Origin of the sequence: Exiguobacterium flavidum, assembly GCF_003344535.1 — a bacterium.
Lineage (GTDB): Bacteria > Bacillota > Bacilli > Exiguobacteriales > Exiguobacteriaceae > Exiguobacterium_A > Exiguobacterium_A flavidum.
In genome coordinates this window covers 1-1,226 of record NZ_QPKS01000022.1, presented here as the reverse complement: position 1 = coordinate 1,226, position 1,226 = coordinate 1, and the positions used below count along the sequence as shown (strand labels likewise).

Here is a 1,226-nt window from a genome sequence, read left to right as displayed (position 1 = left end):
TCGATGGCTGCGTTGTCGAGACAGTTGCCCTTACGGGACATACTTTGAGTGATGCCGTGCTCCCGGAGCGTACCGATGAATGGCCGGTATTGATAATGCCAACCTTGATCGGAGTGAAGAATCGGCCGTGCCTGCCCGTCGAGCCTCCCGATCGCCTGGTCCAACATCTCGCCGACGAAATGATAGGTGGGGCGGTCCGACACGGTATAGGCGATGATCTCCCGGTTCCCCAGGTCCATCATCGGCGAGAGGTAGAGCTTCTCCCCGAAGAGGTGGAACTCGGTGACGTCAGTCACCCATTTCTGGTTCAGGCCGGAGGCCTTGAAGTCCCGTTGGAGAAGGTTCGGCGCGACCTCCCCGACCCGCCCCTTGTAGGAGCGGTATCGCTTCATGCGGACGAGGCACTTGAGGCCGAGCTCACCCATGAGGCGGCGCACGGTCTTCGGGTCGTGTCGGAAGCCTTGGCGCTCGAGGAGCGCGTGGATGCGACGATAGCCACATCGTCCCTCGTGTTCGTGGAAGAGGGCATGGATGGCCGCCTTCACCTCCGCATACTTGTCCTCGGCCGTCAGGCGCGTCCGCCAATAGTAATAGACGCTCCGGGCCATACCGAGCACGCGAAGGAGTCCCGGGACGGGATAGGTCGCCCGCAACTCCTCGATCACTTGCGCCTTGATCCGGTTCGTCGCGCATTCTCTTCTTGAACCAAGGCTCTCAATTTTTTTAACGCGGCGTTCTCCATCTCGAGGTACTCCACCCGTTCCTTGAGCTTCTCGACCTCCGTCATCTCTTCAGGGTCCTTCTTCTTGCGTCTCGCCATCGGGGCACGTCCTTTCGGTCTGGCGGCCAGCCCCTCGATCCCTTCCCGTTCGTAAGCAGATCGCCATCTGGAGATCATGCCCGGGGAGGAAAGACGGTATTTCAGGGCCGCATCGATGCAGGACAGCCCGTTGGTCGCCATGTCGTTTAGTACCTCCAGTTTAAACGCCGGCGAGTGGGCTGTATAGGAACGATCGAAGATCGCCTCCCCCCAACGCTCATAGAGACGCGCCCAATTACGGACCTGTCCATGGGCCAACCCGAACTCTTTTCCTAACGCCTCGTACCCGTCTCGTCCCATCAGATAGCGCTCGGCGATCTGTATTTTGAACGCCTTCGTATGTTTGGCCATAAAAAACACCCCATAAAAGTTGGATTTTCATGTCCAACTTTTATGGGGCAGTTCA

2 protein-coding genes are annotated in these 1,226 nt (G+C 58.6%); both read right to left on the bottom strand.

Annotation, left to right across the window (positions count from 1 at the left end):
* A partial coding sequence (locus DFG60_RS13560; RefSeq protein ID WP_114571790.1) for an IS3 family transposase occupies window positions 1-665 on the bottom strand: 665 nt, incomplete at its 3' end.
* The gene (locus tag DFG60_RS13555) at window positions 662-1,171 is read right to left on the bottom strand and encodes a helix-turn-helix domain-containing protein (protein ID WP_114572298.1); all 510 of its coding nucleotides are present in this window, start codon (window positions 1,169-1,171) and stop codon (window positions 662-664) included. The genes DFG60_RS13555 and DFG60_RS13560, both read right to left, overlap by 4 nt.
* Window positions 1,172-1,226: the final 55 nt, after the last annotated feature.

Bases quoted from the DNA above. Each gene is read 5' to 3' on its own strand.
- DFG60_RS13555 (WP_114572298.1), bottom strand. From the start codon at position 1,171: ATGGCCAAACATACGAAGGCGTTCAAAATACAGATCGCCGAGCGCTAT.